This window comes from Thiobacillus sp. (assembly GCF_013693775.1).
Classification (GTDB): Bacteria; Pseudomonadota; Gammaproteobacteria; order Burkholderiales; family Thiobacillaceae; genus Thiobacillus.
This window is the reverse complement of sequence record NZ_CP059257.1, coordinates 440859-456943: the sequence shown is the minus strand read 5'-3', so window position 1 is coordinate 456943 and position 16085 is coordinate 440859. Positions and strand designations below refer to the sequence as shown.

Genomic DNA, 16085 nt, shown 5'->3' with positions numbered 1-16085 from the left:
GCTCGCACTCCCCTGTCTCAGGCGCGCGCCCGCCCCATGCGCGTTCCCCTCACCCACTTGAACCACTCAAACCAGGCGACGCCAGCCGCACTGGCAGCGAAAGCCAGCAGCACGTCGCCCGCGTGCAGGTACGCAAAACCGAAGATGTTGCGCAAGCCGGGCACGTAGAGCACGCAGGCCAGGAAGCCAAGGGTGCCGCCAACGACCTTCCACAAGGCCGTGTTGCGGATGCGCAGCGAGGCGAGCAGGGTGCTCGACCAGGAGCGGTTGACCAGAATCAGTCCCAGGTTGCCGATCACCAGCGTGGTGAACGTCAGCGCACGCGCCTCGTCGATGCCCTGCCCGCGCAGCAGCGAGAGGCCATACACGGCGGCCACGGCGAGGAATACCGTCGCACCCTGCAGCAGCGACAGCAGCATGGTGCGCAGGCTGAACAGCGGCGCATCGGGGCGCCGCGGCGGTCGCTCCATGGCCCCCGCCTCTTCCGGCTCGGCTTCGAACACGATCGAACACGCGGGATCGATGATGAGCTCGAGGAAGACGATATGCACCGGCGCGAGCACCAGCGGCATGCCCAACAGCAGCGGCAGCAGCGCCATGCCGGCGATCGGCACGTGCACCGCGAGTATGTAGGCCATGGCCTTGTGCAGATTGTCGAAGATGCGCCGGCCGAGCCGGATGGCATCGACGATGGTCGCGAAGTCGTCGTCCAGCAGGACCAGCGAGGAGGCCTCGCGCGCGACATCGGTGCCGCGCCCGCCCATGGCGATGCCGATGTGCGCGGCCTTCAGCGCCGGCGCGTCGTTGACGCCGTCGCCGGTCATCGCCACCACCTCGCCGTTGGCCTTGAAGGCCTGCACCAGGCGCAGCTTCTGTTCCGGCGCTACGCGCGCGAATACCCGGGCAGACCGGAGACGCTGCCGCAACACCGCATCATCGAGCGCGTCGATCTCGGGTCCGGTGAGGATGCCGCCATCGAGATCGATCCCGGCCGCGCGTGCGACCGCCTCAGCCGTGCCGGGGTAATCGCCCGTGATCATCGCCACCCTCATCCCGGCACGGCGTGCCACACGGATCGCTTCCGGCACGCGCGGCCGCACCGGGTCAGCCAGCGCGATCATGCCGAGAAAGGCGAAGGGAAAATCATGCTGTTGCGGTGGCCAGGCTGTCCCCGCGAACGTCGCGCGCGCGATGGCCAGGACGCGCAGCCCCTGCTGCGCCAGTCGGTCAGCCTGTGCCGCGATGGCGGCGGTATCCGCAGCGGACAAATGGCACAGATCGGCGATGGCTTCCGGCGCCCCTTTGGCGGCCACCACGTATTCGTCCCGGCGTGTCGCCTGCCAGCCGTGAGACATGGCCAGCATGTCGCGGCTCAGCGGATAGTGCTGGATCAACGTCCAGTCGTCGTGCAGGTGTTCGGTCCCGGCCAGATAGTGGTCGGCAAGTCGACGGAAGGCCTTCTCCATCGGGTCGAACGGATCGACCATGCTGGCCAGTACGCTGAACTCGACGAGCTCGTGGAAGGCCTCCGGAAGCGAATTCTCATGGTCGTAATCGACCGCATAGCGTGCGTCACGCGTCACCAGCTGCGTCACCGTCATGCGGTTCTCGGTGATGGTGCCGGTCTTGTCCACACACAGCACGGTGGCGGCACCCAGCGTCTCGAGTGCCGGGATGCGCCGCGTCAGCACGTTGCTGCGCGATATTCGCCACGCCCCCAGTGCCAGGAAGACCGTGAGCACCACCAGAAACTCCTGCGGCAGCAGCGAAATCGCGAGCGTGATGCCGGCCAGCAGGGCATCGAGCCAGGCGCCACGCGTCAGGCCGTACAGCCCGACGACCGCAGCGCACAACAGGATGCCGAGCAGCGCGAATATCCACATCATGCGGCGCACCTGGCTCTGCATGGGACTCGGCTCGGGGCGCAGGGCCTGCAGCGACTTGCCGATCCTGCCGATTTCCGTGCGCGGCCCGGTCGCCGTCACGCGGGCAATGCCCTGCCCCTGCACGACCAGGGTGCCGGAATACACCATCGGCAAATCGTCCCCGCCCGGCCGCGCCATGGCCGCCCGCCCTTCGCCCACCGCTTTTCGCACCGGCGCCGCTTCGCCTGTCAGCAGCGATTCGTCCGCCTGCAAGCCGTTGCACATGAGCAGACACGCATCCGCGGGCACACGGTCGCCTTCCGCCAGCATCAGGATATCGTCGCGCACCACCTCGCTGCCGGCGATGCGCCGCTTCTCGCCATCGCGCAGGACCAGGGCGCGCGGGCTGGTCAGGTCGCGCAGGGCCTGCAGGACACGTTCGGTCTTGTGGGACTGATAGAGCGTGATGCCCATCACCACGCACACGAAAAACAGCAGCATCAGGGCTTCGTGCAGGTCACCCAGCACCAGATAGATGGCCGCTGCAGCGAGGAGCAGCAGGAACATCGGCTCCCGGATCACTTCGAACACGATCGCTGCCGTGCCGCGGGATCCGTCGGTCGGCAATGCGTTCGGTCCCTCCGTCCGCAGGCGCTCGGCGGCAAGAGAGGACGTTAACCCCTCGAAGTCAGATGGCTCGCCGGATGTGGATTCGCGTTTGCTCACCCGGCCATCCTACCGTCAATGCCCCGTCATGGTCGCCCTGGCCTGCACCAGCCGGCCGGCCTGGTAATCGGTGAAGGCCTGCTCGATCTCGTCACGCGTATTCATGACGAAGGGACCATACTGCACCACGGGCTCGCCGATCGGTCGGCCGGCCACCAGGATCAAGCGGGCGCCGGCGGGTCCGGCCTCGACCGCCACCGTGTCGCCTGCCCCCAGCACCGCCAGGGTATGCGTCGCCAGCGCCTCGCCGGCCAGGCGGGCGCTACCCTCGAAGACGTAGACGAAAGCATTGTGCGTGTCGTTCAGCGGCAGGCTGAAACGCGCATCGGCCGCCAGACTGACGTCGAGATAGAGGACGTCGGTCGCCGGATCCTCGATGACGCCACGTGTGCCGTCCAGTGCGCCGGCCAGCACGCGCACCCGGGCGCCGTCCTGGGCCGCTTCGGGAATGGCCGCGGCGGAGAATTCCTGGTAGGCCGGCGCGGACATCTTTTCGCGGGCCGGCAGGTTGATCCAGAGCTGGAAGCCGCGCATCAGGCCGTTGGTCTGCTGCGGCATTTCCGAATGGATGACGCCGCTCGCCGCCTTCATCCACTGCACGCCGCCGGCCTTGAGGTCGCCGCGGTTGCCCATGCTGTCACGGTGTTCCATATGGCCGTCGAGCATGTAGGTGAAGGTGATGAAGCCGCGGTGGGGNTGGTCCGGGAAACCGGCGATGTACTCGTCCGGGTTGTCGCTGCCGAAATGGTCGAGCATCAGGAAGGGATCGAGGCTCCGCAGCGCCGGTGTGCCGATGCTGCGATGCACGGTGACCCCTCCGCCTTCGGTGACCTCGAAGGCCGGGACAAGCTGGCGTATTGGGCGCAAATTCATATTCGTGGCGGACTCCGGTTGATTGAGCGCTCGATGGTCTGCGCAGGGACCGATTTCATCCGGCCGGGTCAGGCATCGCGGTAGATGAAATCCCGCTTGAACGGATAGCTCGGCTGCGTACCGTCGACCGCCTTGCCTGCCAGCACCTGCCACAACTCCATCCAGCCATGATCGAACGCGTAGGCCGAGCCGGCCATGTAGATGCGCCAGATACGGTATTTCTGTTCCCCGATCAGCCGGCGAGCCTCGTCGGCATGTGTCTCCAGCCGGGTCACCCAGTGCCACAGGGTCTTGCCGTAATGGGGGCGCAGGTTCTCCGCGTCGAGGCATTCGAGGCCGCTGCCTGCGGCGGCACGCAGCACCTCGGAAGCATGGACCAGTTCGCCGCCCGGGAAGACATAATCCTCGATGAACTCGGAAATGCCGCTGCCCAGGCCGCTGGCTTCAGGTTCGGACGTGGTGATGCCATGGTTGAGCACCAGCCCGCCCGGCTTCAGCAGCGCATTGATTTTGTCGAAATACGTGCGCAGGTTGGGGCGGCCGACGTGCTCGAACATGCCGACGCTGGCGATCTTGTCGTAGCCGCCATGCTCCGGCACGTCGCGGTAATCCATCCGACGCACCTCGACCCGGCCGGTCAGGCCGCGTTCGGCGATCTGTTCGCTGACATACGCATGCTGGTCGTCCGACAGGGTGATGCCAACAGCACGCACGCCATAGCGCTCCGCGGCATGCAGGATCAGACCGCCCCAGCCGCAGCCAATGTCGAGGAACTGCTCGTCGGACTGGAGATCGAGCTTGCGACAGATGTGGTCGAGCTTGGCTTCCTGCGCGGCGTCCAGGCTCATGTCCGGGTTCTTGAAATAGGCGCAGGAATAGACGCGCCGCGAGTCCAGCCACAGACCGTAGAAGTCGTTGGACACGTCGTAGTGGTACTGGATGTTCTTGCGGTCCTTGCTGCGCGTGTGGCGCCACCACTTCCAGCCGTCCGATCCAGTTTTCGGCGAACAGTCGCCCGCGTTGCACAGGCGGTCGCCGAGCGCGAGGATGTCACGGACATCGCCCTCCAAGTCGAGGTTGCCCTCGACATAGGCCCGCGCCAGCGAACCCAGGCTGGGATCGGCCATGGCCTTGAGACTGGCGGCCTGGTGCAACTTCACCCGCACCGCCGCATCGGCAGCGGCACCGACTCGTTCGCCATTCCACAACTCGACAACGAATGGCAGTCCGGATGCCTCCACCCGCCGTCGCACCTGATGAACCAGCAATTGATCCAGCATCACACCTCCTCAAAGGATGGCGGCGCGTTGTCGTAATTGTTTTCCCGCCTGACTATGAATCTAGGACAAATCGACCGCCAACGCAGCCCGAGTGTTGTCTGCCAGCGTCATGGATTCCACGCGGTAGGCGTCGAGATCGATGCCCATGCGTATGGGCGCGTTCGATTTGGCGGCCGCAATCGACGTGGGATCGAGCTCGAAGCGCAGGAAATGCACCGACGACGTCTTCTCCTCGTTCTCGCGCTCCAGGTCCTCGTCGGCAATGGCAAACACGCGTGGCTGATCGGCCACTTGCACCCACACGCGATCCTCGATGCCCTTCAGATTCGCCAGCGCAAGCTTGCGCTCGTCCGGGTCGGAATACTGGATCATCATGGTGGCCTTCCAGTTGGTGCCGTCCGGAACCAGCGGGTTGTAGGCGTCGAGCTCGTCCTGGATGCCGGCTTCCTCGAAAGTGCGCTCGGCGCGCAGCATTTCCTGAATCTGGTAGCGCATGGTCTTCTCGTCCTCGAAGATCAGCGTAACGTGGTCGCCCAGCTCGACCATGCGGTTCTTCTTGTGCGCCATGACCTCGGCGCGCATTTCGGGGCGTACCTTGGCATAGCCCTCGAGGGTCAGCAGGCTGTCACGGGTAATCAGCGGCATGTTCTTCTCCTTGCAAACAACGATTCATTCCAGGCCATAGGCGATGCGCAACAGCGTGATCGGATGCTGTTTCTGCGCGGTGGAATCGCCCATGCCCTGCAGGATATGACGCGCGGCAATCGCGCAGTCGGAACTCACGTAATCGGGCTGCGGCTCGGCCATCTGGCGGAATACCGGTTTGCCGATCTTCATCGACTTGTCGAAATACTCGCTCTTCACGCCCCAGGTGCCGTCGTGGCCCGAGCAGCGCTCGACCATCGTCACCTTGGCGCCGGCCAGCTGCAGCGCGTCGCGCGTCTTGTTGCCGATGTTCTGCACGCGCTGGTGGCACGGCACGTGATAGGCCACCTTGCCGAGCGGGTCCTTGAAGTCGGTCTTCAGCAAGCCGTCGACGTTGCGCGCCATCAGGTACTCGAACGGATCCCACATCGCTTCCTTCACCGCCTGCACGTCGGCATCGTGCGGGAACATCAGCGGCAACTCCTGTTTGTACATCAGCGTGCACGAAGGCACGGCGGTCAGGATCGCATAGCCGTCGCGGGCGAGTTTGACCAGATGCGGGATGTTCGTTTCCTTGAGGTTTTCGACGGCATCGAGATCGCCTAGTTCCAGCTTGGGCATGCCGCAGCAGGCTTCCTTCTCCACCAATACGGCGGGGATTTCATTGTGCGCCAGCAGTTTCAGCAGGTCGTGGCCGATGCCGGGCTCGTTGTAGTTCACGTAGCAGGTCGCGTAGATCGCCACCTTGCCGGGNGTGCGTTCGCCGGCCTTCACGGCGAAATCGCTGCGCGGCTTCGCGGTGGAGCGGAATTTCGCGCTGTCGTATTCGGGCAGCTTGCGGTCGGGGTGGATGTGCAGCACGCTGCCGACCAGCTTGCGGATCGGCTTGTTCTTCAGGCTGGCGTTGACGGCCTGCACCACCACCGGAATCGAGGCAAGCTTGCCCATCGCGTCGGTGCTGGAAAGCAACTTGTCGCGGAACGTGGTGCCNGCCCTTTTGAATTTGATCGCCTTGGCGCGCAGCATGGTATGCGGGAAATCGAGGTTCCACGGATGCGGCGGCACATAGGGGCATTTGGTCATGTAGCAGAGGTCGCACAGGTAGCACTCGTCGACCACTTTCCAGTAGTCGGCCTTGGCGACACCGTCCACCTCCATCGTCGAGGATCCGTCCACCAGATCGAACAGCGTGGGGAATGCGGTGCATAGCGAGACGCAGCGACGGCAGCCATGGCAGATGTCGAAAATCCGTTCAAGCTCGTGGTTGAGCTTCTCTTCATTGAAGAAATCCGGGTTTTTCCAGTCGAGCGGATGACGGGTGGGGGCTTCGAGATTGCCTTCGCGTGTGCTCATGCGAACTCCAGTTTAGACTTGGTATAAATTCAACTATAGATTCAAAAAAGCGGGCCGAACCCGACCCGCTTTTTGCCTGGGCGAAATTAGGCGCCCAGGGTGTCCAGGGTTTTCTGGAATTTGTTGGCGTGCGAGCGCTCGGCCTTGGCCAGGGTCTCGAACCAGTCGGCGATTTCGTCGAAACCTTCCGAACGCGCATCCTTGGCCATGCCGGGATACATGTCGGTGTACTCATGGGTTTCGCCGGCAATCGCCGTCTTCAGGTTGTCGGCGGTGGGGCCGAACGCCATGCCGGTAGCGGGATCGCCGCACTTCTCCAGATATTCCAGATGGCCGTGGGCATGGCCGGTTTCGCCTTCTGCGGTGGAACGGAACACGGCAGCGACGTCGTTGTAGCCTTCCACGTCAGCCTTGGCTGCGAAATAGAGGTAGCGGCGGTTGGCCTGCGATTCGCCGGCAAAGGCGGCTTTCAGATGGTCTTCGGTTTTCGAGCCTTTGAGTTGCATAACCTGATCTCCTTGGTTTACATAGACATGCTTTGCAGCATTGATATTTTCACCCTGCAGCAATGTGCCCCGCCTCATATTTATAGCAGGCCAGCCGCTGGGTGAAATCCGGTTTTTAGACTAAGTCTAATACCTGAACGAAGATTAAACCCGCTGCGATGACGCTGTCAACCTCGGGTAGAGCGTGGGTGTTTCCGCTTCAGCGGATTACAGCCACGGCCTGCCCCTTGCGGGTACACTCTTTTGAAATCGGAGAAGACCATGAGCTTTGATAAAACCAAAACCGACGCCGAATGGCGCGCCGAACTGAGCCCCGAACAGTACCGCATCCTGCGAGAACACGGGACCGAACGGGCATTTACCGGCCAATACTGGGACCATCACGAGAATGGCGAATACCGCTGCGCGGCCTGCGGCGAACCGCTGTTTTCATCGACGACCAAGTTCGACTCGGGCACCGGCTGGCCTAGCTTTTATCAGCCCCTGAACGCCGACGCGGTCGCCGAANAAACCGACACCAGCTACGGCATGGTACGTGCCGAGGCACTATGCCGCCACTGCGGTTCGCACCTGGGGCACGTTTTCCCCGACGGCCCCGCTCCCACAGGTACGCGCTACTGCATCAACTCGGCGTCGCTGACGTTCCAGAAGAAACAGGATTGAGCCTTGCATATTTTTGACGCCCGGATTGCGGCGATCACCCCCGCCACGCCCAGCATCCACAGCCTCCGCCTTGCCCTCCCCGATGCCGGCTTCCGGTTTCTGCCGGGGCAATGGGTGGATCTCAGCATCGACATCGACGGTGCAACGCACACCTCGGGTTATTCCATCACCACCTCGCCCATCCACCAGGGTGCGATCGAATTGGCGATCAAGGCCAGCGCGCGCCATCCGGTGGCGCGCTGGGTGCACGAGCGTGCCCGGGTCGGCGACAGCGTGCGCGTGAGCCAGGGCCAGGGACCGTTCGTCTACCTGCCCGAGATGAGCGACAACGTGGTGCTGATAGGCGGCGGGGTCGGCGTCACGCCGCTGCTGTCCATCTTCCGCCATGTGCGTGACGCAGCCTTGTCGACCTGTGCGCATCTGGTCTACAGCGTATCGGACAGCCGCGAAATCCTGTTCCGCGACGAACTCGAGGCGACGGCCCGCAAGCATGACAATCTGCACGTGAGCATCACCGTGACGCAGCCCGACCCGAACTGGAACGGCCTCACCGGCCGCATCGACCCGGTCAAGCTGCATGCGCTCGAAGTGCCGGACGACACGCTGTATTACTTATGCGGCCCCAAGGGCATGGTCGAGGACATGAGCACCCTGCTGCATGACCTGGGCGTGCCGATGAACCGCATCATTTTCGAAAAATGGTGGTAGGCCGATTCTACCATTAAACAAAACCCGCAATCTGTGTATGATTGCTGTCCAATAATCCAAATGAAGAACCCTCATGCGCTTCATCCCCCTGATTGCCACCCTGGTCTTCTGCACGCCTGCGCTGGCTGGCCCCAATGACATCGTTCGAGCCTACCCGGCGCAACAGGTCAGCGCCAACACCTACGTCATCCACGGCCCGCAAGGCGTGCCCTCAGCAGCCAACCAGAGCTTCATGAACAACCCGGCCTGGATCGTCACGAATGAAGGCGTCGTGGTGATCGATCCGGGCTCCAGCGTGCAGGTCGGCCGCATGGTGGTGGCCCAGATTCGAAAGACGACAGACAAACCGGTCACGCACGTGTTCAACACCCACGTCCACGGCGACCATTGGCTCGGCAACCAGGCCATCCTGGAAGCCTGGCCGAAGGCCACGCTCATCGCCCACCCCGACATGATCAAGCAGGCCAAGAACGGCGCCGACGCCTTCTGGCTCAAGTTTATGTCTGACATGACCGGCGGCTATACCGACGGCACCCGCGCGGTGATTCCCACCGTCGAGGCTGCTGACGGCCAGGAATTCAGGATCGGCGGCAAGACCTTCCGCATCCATTCCTCGACCGACGCGCACAGCAAGACCGACCTGATGATCGAAGTCGTGGAAGACCGCACCTTGTTCACCGGGGACAACGTGCTGAACCACATGGTGATGCCCATTTTCGACGGCACCTTCAAGGGCGTGATGAAGGCCACCGACCGGGCGCTCGCCCTCAACATGGCACGCTATGTGCCAGGCCATGGCAAGAGAGTTATTGTCAAATCTGGTGTATGGGCATCAAGCCGCGTTCCTGTCTGATTGATCCTGTACTTGCTCGCCGTCCTTGAACTTCACGTTGTTGACCACGAGGGCCAGCAGATCAAATCCCTTGATCCGTTTCCAGCGCTTCTGCGCGGTTTCCAGTAGCTTGTAGACCATCGCCAGCGTGGTCTCTCGGGAGCCGCAGTTCCGCGCTCTCTTGCTTCTCAGGCGCACCGTCGAAAACGTCGATTCGATCGGATTGGTCGTCCGGATATGGATCCAGTGTTCTGCCGGGAAGTCGTAGAAGGCCAGCAGCTCCTCACGATCCTTGCGCAGCCGTTCCATGGCGCCGGGATACTTCGACTCGAAGCGAACCAGAGTCCGGTCAAAGGCCTTGTGTGCGTCAGCCCGCGTCTCGGCCATCCAGATCTCATGCAGCGCCGCCTTGACTTTCGGTTGCACCGACTTTGGCAGCGCGGACAGGATGTTCGCCGTCTTGTGCACCCAGCAGCGCTGATGGCGGGTGTCCGGATAGCACTTGGCCAGTGCTTTCCAGAAGCCCAAAGCGCCGTCGCCGATGGCCAGCTTCGGGCTGGTCGTCAGGCCCCGGGCCCGCAGTCCCGACAGCAGTTCTGACCAGCTGGCCTCCGACTCTCGGTAGCCGTCCTCAACCGCAACCAGCTCCTTGCGCCCATGCTCCGTCACGCCGATGATCACCAGCAGGCAGAGGCGGTCATCCATGCGCACGTTGCTGTATACGCCGTCGGCCCACCAGTACACGTAGCGGCTTTGGCTCAAATCTCGCTGACACCACTCCCGGTGCTCATCGATCCAGTGCTGCTTCAAGCGACTGATGGTGTTGGCCGACAAGCCCCTGGCCTGATCACCCAGCAACGCGGCCAGTGCCTCTTGGTAATCGCCGGTGCTCACACCCTTCAGGTACAGCCAGGGAAGCACTTCCTCCACACTCCGGGCTCGCTTCAGGTACGGCGGCAGCAAGGTGCTGTTGAAGCGAACCCCGGAACCACTCCGATCCCGTACTTTCGGCACCTTGATGTCGACATTGCCGATGCCGGTCTGGACAGTACGCTCAGGCAAATAGCCATTGCGCACGACGGCCTGACGGCCATCCGGGAGCCGGTGCTCGGCATGCTGATCCAGAAGCGCCTGAAGCTCGGCCTCGACGGCCTGTGCGATCAGCTCCCGTGCCCCAGTCCGCAGCAGCTCGGTCAGCGGATCAATAACGTCTTTTTCTGGTTGTGGAAGAGTCTTCAGGGTAGACTTGGCCATGGCGTATCACCTTCTGTTGGTTGTTGATCTGGCGTGATCAATCAACAGGATACGCCATCCTTTCTACCTTCCCGTACACCAGAAATGACCATAACTCCTTGATGCGCTCCTGCTGGGTCTTGTCGCCGTGGATGGCGTCGGCGTGGATGCCGGCCTTGTTGAGTTCGTTGGCGAGCCGGTTGCAGCCCAGTTTTGTCCCTGTGAACACGAGCACCTGCCGCAGATCGCGGCTCTTGATCAGGTGTGCCAGCAAAGCCCGCTTGCGCTCGTGGTGCACCGGATGCACCACCTGGGTGACCGTCACGGCCGTTTCGTTACGCGCCACCTCGATGAAGGTCGGACTATTGAGGATGCTGTCGGCCAGCTTGCGGATTTCCTCCGGGAAGGTCGCCGAGAACATCATGTTGACCCGCTGCATCGGCAACAGGGCGACGATGCGCTTGAGGTCGGGCATGAAACCCATGTCGAGCATGCGGTCGGCTTCGTCGAGCACCAGGGTGTTGACCTGGGAGAGCGACAGCGTCTTGTTCTGCACGTGATCGAGCAGACGGCCGGGCGTCGCCACCAGGATTTCGACGCCAGTCTTCAGGATCGGAATCTGCGTGTTGATGTTGACCCCGCCGTACACCACCAGCGAGCGCAGCGGCACGTGCTTGGTGTAGGCCTGCACGGCCTCCTCGACCTGGATCGCCAGTTCGCGTGTGGGGGTGAGGATCAACGCGCGGATCGGATGCTTGGCCGGCGACGTGCCGTTGTTGGCGAATGGCAGCAGGCGCTGGATCAGCGGCAGCGCGAAGGCCGCCGTCTTGCCGGTGCCGGTCTGCGCGGCACCGAGAATGTCGCCGCCCTGCAGCGCCAGGGGAATCACTTGCGCCTGGATCGGGGTCGGGGTCGCGTAGCCCATTTCGTCGAGGGCACGCAGGATGTCGGGCGCCAGCCCGAGTTCAGCAAAAGTCGTCAAAATCTGTCCAGTGAATACTCTGGTTCGGTTAAATTCTGGCCGGCTACATCCGGATCCAGTCGAAACCTGCCGTCTGGCAGGCCACACGCACGTCGCCATCCGCGCAATCCAGCACCTGGGCCAGTGCGCGTTGCGCCAGGGCGGCCGTGTTGTTCTTGCGCGAGACGTGTGCGGCCATCACACATTGCAACCCGCCGTGCTTCAGTTTGTCCAGCAAGGCCGCCGACTGGCCGTTTTCCAGATGGCCGAAACGCCCGCCCACACGGCGCTTGAGGCTCACGGGATACGGCCCGTTTTCCAGCATCGCGGCATCGTGATTGCATTCCAGCACCAACGCGTCGATGCCGGCCAGCATGGCCTCGATGTGCGGCGTGCTGCAGCCGGTATCGGTCAGCACGCCCAAACGGCGACTGCCGTCGCCGAACACATACTGCACCGGTTCGCGCGCATCGTGCGGCACGGGAAACGGCTGGATTTCCAGATCGTCCACCGCGAACGCCGCATGGCTGTCGATCACCCGCACCGTCACGCCGTCGAGGTCCTGCGCCATGGCCAGCGTGCCGGCGGTCAGCCACACCGGCAATTTGTGCTTGCGCGCCAGCCGGCCCACCCCGCCGATATGGTCGCTGTGCTCGTGGGTCACGACGATGCCTGCCAGATCAGCGACCTCCAGCTTGAGCCGTGCCAGCCGCGCAATGCTGTCGGCCAGCCCGAAACCGCAGTCCATCAACACCCGGGTGGAGCCGGCCTCGACCACCAGGCCGTTGCCTTCGCTGCCGCTGCCGAGGCTGGCGAACCGCATCACGCCCGTCCCTGCGTCACTTCAACTCGTTGTGCAACAGCTTGATGATGCGATTCTGCGTGTCGGCGTCGGCTGCCTTGCCATCGGTACCGGTGACGCCAACCCGGCTCTTCGCACCCGCTTCGCTGACCACGATTTGCAGTTGCGGCGAGGTCTGCGTCTTCTTGCTGCGCCAGAAGGCGAGCTTGGCGAACATGCCTTCGTCGCGCTTGCTGGCGTTGTCGATACCGGGGTCGATGTAACGCACGTAGTAGATGCCCTTGGAGCGGTCGCGGTCCTCCACGGCGAAGCCGACGCGGTCGAGCGCGAGGCCGACACGACGCCAGGCGCGGTCGAAGCCTTCATCCATTTCCAGGACCGGGGCGCCGGCTTCCTGGACGATGCGCGCCATCTCCGGCGTCTGCTGTTTGGCCAGCTGCGCATCGACGCGGCTCTTCTCCACACCGAAGCGCAGCATCAGGCGACGCAGCATCTCGGCCTCGAGTTCCGGGTCGGGCTGGCGCGGCTCCCACACGGTCTTGTCCTTGGCCTCGGTGGCGTAGACTTCCTTCATGCCGCGATGGCTGATGTAGATTTCGGTGCCGCTCTTGCCGGTTTCGATCCGCGTGCGGAACTTGTCGCGCTCGGCGGTGGAATACAGGCCGTCGAATACCTTGCCGATCGTGCGGCGGATGATGTCCTGCGGGATCTTGGCCCGGTTTTCCGCCCAGTCGGTTTCGATGATGCCGGTTTCGGGCGATTCCATGTTGATGATGAAACCGTTCTCCTGCCAGAAATCCTTGATCACCGGCCACACTTGCTGCGGGGTGGCCTGCACCACCAGCCAGCGCTGGCTGCCGGCGCGTTCGATGTGGGCTTTCTCTTCGGTGGGGAGCAGGGTCTGCGCGCTGCTCGGTGTCGCCTTGCGCTCCTGGCTGTAGGCCGACAACGTGGCCGTGCCACTGCCCTGGCTATCGGGAATCGCATAACGGTTGTCTGCCGTCGGCGCCACCAGATCGGGCGGCACTTCCAGCGTCGGCAGCTTGCCGGCCGACTTGTAATCGATCTTCTTGGATTCCACGATGCCACACCCCGACAGGGCCACGGCAACCATCACAAACAGGGGCAATAAACGCATATAAATGGTGTCCTAAACGAAGGCTTGAATCAAAGCGGCACGGCGCATCGCACCGTGCTAGATCAATTTGGCGTGACGCAGTGCGTCGCGCACCGTGTCATGCAGTCCGGCAGACAACGGGGTCAGGGGCAGGCGCAAGGCGGGCGAAATCAGCCCCAGCTCCGCGCACGCCCACTTGACCGGAATCGGGTTGGCCTCGACAAACAGCTTGCTGTGCAAGGGCAGCAGCGCATTATTGAGTTCGCGCGCGCGCNNCAGGTTCCCGGCGAATGCCGCGGCGCACAGCTCGTGCATCATTTTCGGCGCGACGTTGGCGGTCACCGAAATCACGCCGTGGCCACCCAGCAGCATGAAGGGCAGCGCCGAAGCGTCGTCGCCGGTATACAGCGCGAACCCTTCGGGCGCGCGACGCAGCAGATCGGCCGCACGCTCCATGCTTCCGGTCGCGTCCTTGATGCCGACGATGCCGGGCACGTCTGCCAGACGCAGCGTCGTATCGTTGGAGAGGTCGGTCACCGTGCGTCCCGGCACATTGTAGAGAATCAGCGGCAGGTCGACTGCTTCGGCGATCTTGCGGAAATGCTGGTAAAGACCTTCCTGCGTCGGCTTGTTGTAGTAGGGCACCACGGACAGGCCGGCCTGCGCACCTGCCGCCTTGGCGCACGCGGTCAGCTCGATCGCCTCGGCGGTCGAATTCGCGCCGGTACCGGCGATCACCGGCACACGTCCGGCCACCTGCTCGACCGTCGTGCGGATCAACAGGCAATGCTCGTCGTAGCTGACCGTAGGCGATTCGCCGGTGGTGCCTACGATGACGATGCCGTCCGACCCTTCGGCAATATGCCAGTCGATCAGGCGCCGCAGCGTGTCGAGATCGAGCGCGCCGTCGTCCGACATGGGCGTGACGATCGCAACCAGGCTGCCTCTGATCCTATTCATTTCTGCCATTTTTTCCGCCGCTATTATTTCAGACACACGCCGGGTTCCCGGCGATGTAACGATAAATCACGCATTCTAATCCATCTGGTCGCGCCCGGCTTTTTCTAAATCAGGGCATGCATGCTGCGATTACGGGACCTGCCCCTAGCCCTGAGGGGGACGCGGGTTATGCCAGCGTCCGCCGGCAAGCAGCAGGTCGGCCTCGGCCGGTCCCCACGTGCCGGGCTCGTAGAGACACGCCGGGTCGCGATGCGACAGGACGGGTTCCACCACGCGCCAGGCCGCTTCCACCGCGTCCTGGCGGGCGAACAGCATGGCCTCGCCGTCCATGGCGTCACCGAGCAGGCGCTCGTAGGCGCTCATTTCATCCGGGTGGTTATTGCAGACATAGAGTTCGACCGGCCGCCCGACCATGCGGTCGCCCGCATTCTTCGTGCGCGCACCCAGCGCGATGGACACGGTCGGCGACAAACGCATGCGCAGGTAATTCGGGGCCAGCGGCCCGGCCTCGGACAGCGCGAACACGCGCTGCGGCGGAAGCTGGAACTCGGCACGGATCTCGGTGGTGGTGAGCGGCAGGTGCTTGCCGGTCCGCACGATGAAGGGGACGCCCGCCCAGCGCCAGGTGTCCACGTAGAACCGTACGGCTGCGTAGGTTTCGGTATCCGAGCCGCGCGCGACGCCCTCCTCCTTCCGGTAGCCCTCGTATTGTCCGCGAACCATGTCGCCGGGTTCCAGCGGGCGGATGGCCTTGAGCAGTTTGGCCTGCTCATCGCGCACCGCTTCCGCGCTGGTTCCCAGCGGCGGTTCCATGGCCAGCAGGGCAAGGATCTGCAGCAGGTGATTCTGCAGGACGTCGCGGATGGCCCCGACCGAATCGTAAAAGCGTCCGCGCCCGGCCACGCCGAAGTTCTCCGACATGGTGATCTGGATTTGCCGGATATGGTTGCGGTTCCAGATCGGTTCGAGGAAGGAGTTGGCGAAACGGAAATACAGGATGTTCTGCACGGCCTCCTTGCCCAGGTAGTGGTCGATGCGGAAGATCCCAGATTCCGGCAGCGCTTCGTACAGCGTCGCGTTGAGCGAGCGTGCCGATTCCAGGTCGCGTCCGAAGGGTTTCTCCACCACGACCCGCGCGCCTTCGGTGCAGCCGGCCGCAGCCAAGCCGCGTACCACGACGGGAAACATGGCCGGCGGGATGGCGAAGTAATGGAGCGGATGTTTCCGGTGCTCCAGGGCGCGGCGCAGCGCCACGTACGTTTCAGGATCTTCGTAGTCGCCGTTGACATAGGTCAGCAGGCTGGCGAGATTGCGGAACACCACTTCATCCAGTCCGCCGCCAAAATTGACGATGCCGTCGTGGGCGTGGGCGCGCAGGCGCTCGATGTCCCACCCCGGGGAATGCGCCACGCACAGGATCGGCGGCAGCGTGCGGCCATGCCGCAACATGTCGTGCAGCGCGGGAAAGATCTTGCGCCGGGCAAGGTCGCCCGTGGCGCCAAACAGGACCAGGGCATCGGAGATCGGGTTCTCGGTCACGGCATTAGGCTCCAGGCTTGCT

At 63.5% G+C, this 16085-nt stretch carries 14 protein-coding genes and 1 pseudogene; 3 read left to right on the top strand and 12 right to left on the bottom strand.

The window, feature by feature from the left end; translation table 11 throughout:
• Window positions 1-17: 17 nt before the first annotated feature.
• From HZY77_RS02285 to HZY77_RS02260, 6 genes are all read right to left on the bottom strand, one after another.
• Window positions 18-2591 (bottom strand): cation-translocating P-type ATPase, encoded by a 2574-nt coding sequence (locus HZY77_RS02285; protein WP_296818323.1) that lies wholly within the window; start codon window positions 2589-2591, stop codon window positions 18-20.
• Between the two features lie 15 nt (window positions 2592-2606).
• Window positions 2607-3464, bottom strand: coding sequence for a pirin family protein (locus HZY77_RS02280; RefSeq protein ID WP_296818321.1), 858 nt, complete (start codon window positions 3462-3464; stop codon window positions 2607-2609).
• Between the two features lie 68 nt (window positions 3465-3532).
• Window positions 3533-4744 (bottom strand): cyclopropane-fatty-acyl-phospholipid synthase family protein, encoded by a 1212-nt coding sequence (locus HZY77_RS02275; RefSeq protein WP_296818319.1) that lies wholly within the window; start codon window positions 4742-4744, stop codon window positions 3533-3535.
• A 60-nt stretch (window positions 4745-4804) separates the two neighbouring features.
• The gene (locus HZY77_RS02270; protein WP_296818318.1) at window positions 4805-5389 is read right to left on the bottom strand and encodes a DUF3501 family protein; all 585 of its coding nucleotides are present in this window, start codon (window positions 5387-5389) and stop codon (window positions 4805-4807) included.
• A 24-nt stretch (window positions 5390-5413) separates the two neighbouring features.
• Window positions 5414-6742 (bottom strand): heterodisulfide reductase-related iron-sulfur binding cluster, encoded by a 1329-nt coding sequence (locus HZY77_RS02265; RefSeq protein WP_296818316.1) that lies wholly within the window; start codon window positions 6740-6742, stop codon window positions 5414-5416.
• A gap of 86 nt (window positions 6743-6828) precedes the next feature.
• On the bottom strand, window positions 6829-7248 hold the full coding sequence (locus HZY77_RS02260; protein ID WP_018508286.1) for a rubrerythrin family protein: 420 nt from the start codon (window positions 7246-7248) through the stop codon (window positions 6829-6831).
• A gap of 261 nt (window positions 7249-7509) precedes the next feature.
• Here HZY77_RS02260 and msrB point away from each other — a divergent pair, with 261 nt between their 5' ends.
• The 3 genes from msrB to HZY77_RS02245 all read left to right on the top strand — a co-directional run bounded on the left by msrB (window position 7510) and on the right by HZY77_RS02245 (window position 9472).
• A complete protein-coding gene (msrB, locus tag HZY77_RS02255; RefSeq protein WP_296818314.1) occupies window positions 7510-7911 on the top strand; it encodes a peptide-methionine (R)-S-oxide reductase MsrB in 402 nt (133 codons plus the stop codon).
• A gap of 3 nt (window positions 7912-7914) precedes the next feature.
• Window positions 7915-8619 carry an FAD-dependent oxidoreductase gene (locus tag HZY77_RS02250; protein ID WP_296818312.1) on the top strand — a complete coding sequence of 235 codons (705 nt, stop codon included), beginning with the start codon at window positions 7915-7917 and terminating at the stop codon, window positions 8617-8619.
• Window positions 8620-8692: 73 nt separating this feature from the next.
• Window positions 8693-9472 (top strand): MBL fold metallo-hydrolase, encoded by a 780-nt coding sequence (locus HZY77_RS02245; RefSeq protein WP_296818310.1) that lies wholly within the window; start codon window positions 8693-8695, stop codon window positions 9470-9472.
• Here HZY77_RS02245 and HZY77_RS02240 read toward each other — a convergent pair.
• From HZY77_RS02240 to zwf, 6 genes and pseudogenes are all read right to left on the bottom strand, one after another.
• Window positions 9452-10705, bottom strand: coding sequence for an IS256-like element ISMaq7 family transposase (locus HZY77_RS02240; protein WP_296816209.1), 1254 nt, complete (start codon window positions 10703-10705; stop codon window positions 9452-9454). The genes HZY77_RS02245 and HZY77_RS02240 overlap by 21 nt on opposite strands.
• A gap of 82 nt (window positions 10706-10787) precedes the next feature.
• A pseudogene (locus tag HZY77_RS02235) lies at window positions 10788-11666 on the bottom strand (DEAD/DEAH box helicase); the annotation flags it as partial.
• Window positions 11667-11709: 43 nt separating this feature from the next.
• The gene (locus tag HZY77_RS02230) at window positions 11710-12468 is read right to left on the bottom strand and encodes an MBL fold metallo-hydrolase (RefSeq protein WP_296820784.1); all 759 of its coding nucleotides are present in this window, start codon (window positions 12466-12468) and stop codon (window positions 11710-11712) included.
• A gap of 16 nt (window positions 12469-12484) precedes the next feature.
• Entirely contained in the window at window positions 12485-13585 is a 1101-nt protein-coding gene (bamC, locus tag HZY77_RS02225) for an outer membrane protein assembly factor BamC (RefSeq protein WP_296818308.1), read from the bottom strand.
• A gap of 57 nt (window positions 13586-13642) precedes the next feature.
• On the bottom strand, window positions 13643-14533 hold the full coding sequence (dapA, locus tag HZY77_RS02220; protein WP_296818305.1) for a 4-hydroxy-tetrahydrodipicolinate synthase: 891 nt from the start codon (window positions 14531-14533) through the stop codon (window positions 13643-13645).
• A 135-nt stretch (window positions 14534-14668) separates the two neighbouring features.
• Entirely contained in the window at window positions 14669-16063 is a 1395-nt protein-coding gene (gene zwf / locus HZY77_RS02215) for a glucose-6-phosphate dehydrogenase (protein WP_296818303.1), read from the bottom strand.
• Window positions 16064-16085 lie beyond the last annotated feature (22 nt).

Coding starts and splice junctions, on each gene's coding strand:
- HZY77_RS02230 (WP_296820784.1), bottom strand. CDS start 12,468: ATGCGGTTCGCCAGCCTCGGCAGCGGCAGCGAAGGCAACGGCCTGGTG.
- HZY77_RS02245 (WP_296818310.1), top strand. CDS start 8,693: ATGCGCTTCATCCCCCTGATTGCCACCCTGGTCTTCTGCACGCCTGCG.
- HZY77_RS02270 (WP_296818318.1), bottom strand. CDS start 5,389: ATGCCGCTGATTACCCGTGACAGCCTGCTGACCCTCGAGGGCTATGCC.
- bamC (WP_296818308.1), bottom strand. CDS start 13,585: ATGCGTTTATTGCCCCTGTTTGTGATGGTTGCCGTGGCCCTGTCGGGG.
- HZY77_RS02260 (WP_018508286.1), bottom strand. CDS start 7,248: ATGCAACTCAAAGGCTCGAAAACCGAAGACCATCTGAAAGCCGCCTTT.
- HZY77_RS02275 (WP_296818319.1), bottom strand. CDS start 4,744: ATGCTGGATCAATTGCTGGTTCATCAGGTGCGACGGCGGGTGGAGGCA.
- HZY77_RS02240 (WP_296816209.1), bottom strand. CDS start 10,705: ATGGCCAAGTCTACCCTGAAGACTCTTCCACAACCAGAAAAAGACGTT.